The organism is Vibrio sp. 10N.222.46.A1, assembly GCF_041473595.1.
GTDB classification, from domain to species: domain Bacteria; phylum Pseudomonadota; class Gammaproteobacteria; order Enterobacterales; family Vibrionaceae; genus Vibrio; species Vibrio tasmaniensis_A.
In genome coordinates, this window is the sequence record NZ_JBFRSN010000960.1 from 1 (window position 1) to 3,079 (window position 3,079).

2 protein-coding genes and 1 pseudogene are annotated in these 3,079 nt (G+C 34.8%); 1 reads left to right on the forward strand and 2 read right to left on the reverse strand.

What is annotated here, in order from left to right:
- Positions 1–216: 216 nt before the first annotated feature.
- Positions 217–375 (forward strand): annotated as a pseudogene (locus tag AB4496_RS22550) (IS630 family transposase); the annotation flags it as partial.
- A 194-nt stretch (positions 376–569) separates the two neighbouring features.
- On the opposite strand, the gene AB4496_RS22555 reads toward AB4496_RS22550, so the two are convergent.
- Entirely contained in the window at positions 570–1,304 is a 735-nt protein-coding gene (locus AB4496_RS22555) for a hypothetical protein (protein ID WP_016800077.1), read from the reverse strand.
- 405 nt (positions 1,305–1,709) lie between these two features.
- On the reverse strand, positions 1,710–3,079 hold a 1,370-nt coding region (locus AB4496_RS22560), incomplete at its 5' end, for a hypothetical protein (protein WP_372132030.1).

Here is a 3,079-nt window from a genome sequence, read left to right on the forward strand (position 1 = left end):
GGCAAAAGACAAAGCAGTATGGCAAAAGGAATGTGTCAGAGAATGCGATGCAACGTTACAAAGCCATTATAGGTCCCCAATTACACAGTAGATACTTTGAAAACAACAACAGGAAATGATGCTAGCGGCATGATTTACACAGCTTGGTATGCCCGACAGCTACCGAGTCGCTTAATGATGTCAAAAGACAAAGTGGGTTGAGTACTGCAACAAAGCCACGAGAAGTCGAGAAACAACGTTTACTTCAAAACTAAACGAGACTTCAAGGCGGCGATAGACCAATTTTTTCTCGTGACTCTTCCAGAGATGGCAGGCTCTTTGACATCTCAGATTAATGATAATTTTCAGGTACTCAAACCTGCACCTTCAAGTTGATTCAATATATATGTGCTGTGGGTGAGCTTTATTCTGTCATAAACATCCAATTTTAAGGCGAGTTATCTATATATTTGTGCTGCTGCTTGCTTTGACATCAATTATTTTACCTCTTCTTTATTCAGAGAGCATTAACATCATAATTATCTCTTTCAGTTTGGCTTTAGCGACCTCTTGCGCCATGTAATGCCTAACTAAAAGCAGTTAGGTGTTGAAAAACCCATCCTTCGATAATTAGTCTCAAGAACATCCGAGATCATAAAAGCAGTAACCTTCTTTATTTCACCTCCGCCTTTCTTTAAATCTCGAATTATCTCCCTACCATTTTCAACACTCGCTCTTTTAACCGCTCCCGGTCTATTAAGCCTAGTATTAACAATGTTATCGGGGTCTGACATCACTTGAGATATGCTTCTTTTTTCTAATGCAGTCCAATCCTTAACCTCACTAATCACTACATTTTCACCTTTATATGAAGTTGAAAAGTATAATTTATTAGAATCTATTACATCTGAGCCCAAGGTATCAGAGGCACTTTCTAAAAAATCGTCATTGAACTGCAATGCCTCTGTTACGCTACTTTTAGTACTTTCATTTGGAAATGGTATTTTACCTTCCTCAATATCAGCTAAAATATTTTTGTTCTTTTCAAGCATACTTTTTACATTCTCATATAGCTTTTTCCTAGCTTCTGAATGTTCCAAGGGTTTATCTAAAACTAACTTTTCAGTAGAGAAGCCGACTTTTGAAAGCCTTACCTCCCCATTTTGAATTATTATTTTCGGCCTGATCGAGTCTAATTCACTTGGATTTATTTTAGTTACATCAATTTCAAGACTCCCAGACATCGAGCTAAATGAAATTGCAGAGAGTAGCAATATCAAAAATGTATTTATAAGATATTTAATTTTATATTTTCTTCCCATCATGATTCACCTCTTCAAGGAGTAATTGGTCTATGGTAATCCGGGGAAAGGAGAAGCCAACCCATTGTAATTCCCCTCAATAACATCAGAAACTACAAAAGCGGACATTCACCTAACGTTCGGATTATTGGACTTAAAATCTCTCACCACACTTCTACCTGTTTAGCACTGCACCTTTAAGAACCACATTAGTATTTACAATGTTGTCTGGATAACATGACGCAAGAGAAATACGCTTGCTCTTAACCTTAGGTCGCTCGAACGTTAGACATCAAAATGGATTATCCTTTGATTTAATTAAACTAGTGCCTCTTCCTATAGTCTTGATTTTTAGTTAATCAACTCAAAAAATCATTTTTAAAACTTTATCTAAGATACTTTTTCCCTGCTCCCATCACAATATTCGACCTAATTGGCGTGATGCAGGCGCATGGGTGGTCCTGTTTGAGAAACAGGAACCCATAAATTGATAGTGTCATCAAGGTACCTAATTATTTTATTATTATCTTCATCTAAAAAAGGAGTTGAGTTAAATGCTAGCCAATCAAAGTTTCCGCTTGAATATTTATGTACTTCTTGAGAAGAGTAATTTACGAGTTTACTGTTTTTATTTAGCGCAACCAGGTCGTCACGTAAATCGCTCAAGATTACAGCAGCGGCTTCATTTTCCCAATCACTTAACTTTTGTAGTTTCTTCACGTAATTATCGATTAATGCGCCCACAACGTTAAAGTAACTATTTTGAATAGAGCTAGTCATTTGAGCATAATCAATGAATCGTAATGATGTCTCATAGTTATCACCACCTTGTAGGCTCATTAATGAAACAGCATCATTTAATGCAACATCTACCTTTTTCTTTAGGCTTCCATCAGCCACATGTTTATCGATTTTCTCAATAAGCGAATTTAATTTTTCTTGACTGATTGGCTTTAATGAAATTTCTGATTTATCTACTAATTTAGTATTAACCAGGTCTTTAGCTGCATGATAAGAACTCATAATTTTGTTTTTAAGGGTGGAATGTTCCTCTCCAATTTTCGAATATGCATCATTAATTAATTTTGTAAACTTGGTCTCATCAGTCACATCGACGCCTTGGCTAATTAGTGACTTTGTTATGGCAAAAACAAATGGAGCAACATCAATTTTGGATTTAATATCATTCATGACAGAGCCTTGAATTATTGAGCTTTCAATTGGCATAAATATCGATATAAAAATAAGAAAACCTTCTTCAACCTTTACCTCTGAATAATCAAGGTTTTTCAAAATATGATGCCCAAAATATAACCAAGAATAGTATTTTTTTAGAACATCATTATATGGGGTTATCATTGATTCCTGAAGACTATGGATAAATTTTGTATCTGTAAGCATATCTTTGAATTCAACAACAAGATGATCGCTATTGTCATATATTACATCTACTGTTCTCTCTAAAACTGGGAAAAATACATCATTCAACCAACGCATATTTGGTATTGCAACATTTTTTATCGATTTTGAAAATCGGATGCTGTTTGTGCCTTCATATAATGGATGGAAATTTGCATTATTTAATGGGACATGTCCGAAACTACTTATGTATTTCTTCCCTGTCAATGAGGTTGAATACCAGTATTTTAAATTTTCCTTTAATCCGATTAGGTGGCTAATAGTTACTGGTAATTCACTGGAAACGAATTGCATGGTTATTGGGGTGGATACTGTGTTATCTTTGAAATATTTATCTACTCTATTAGAGTAATTATCATTAATCAATCTATATGCTAATT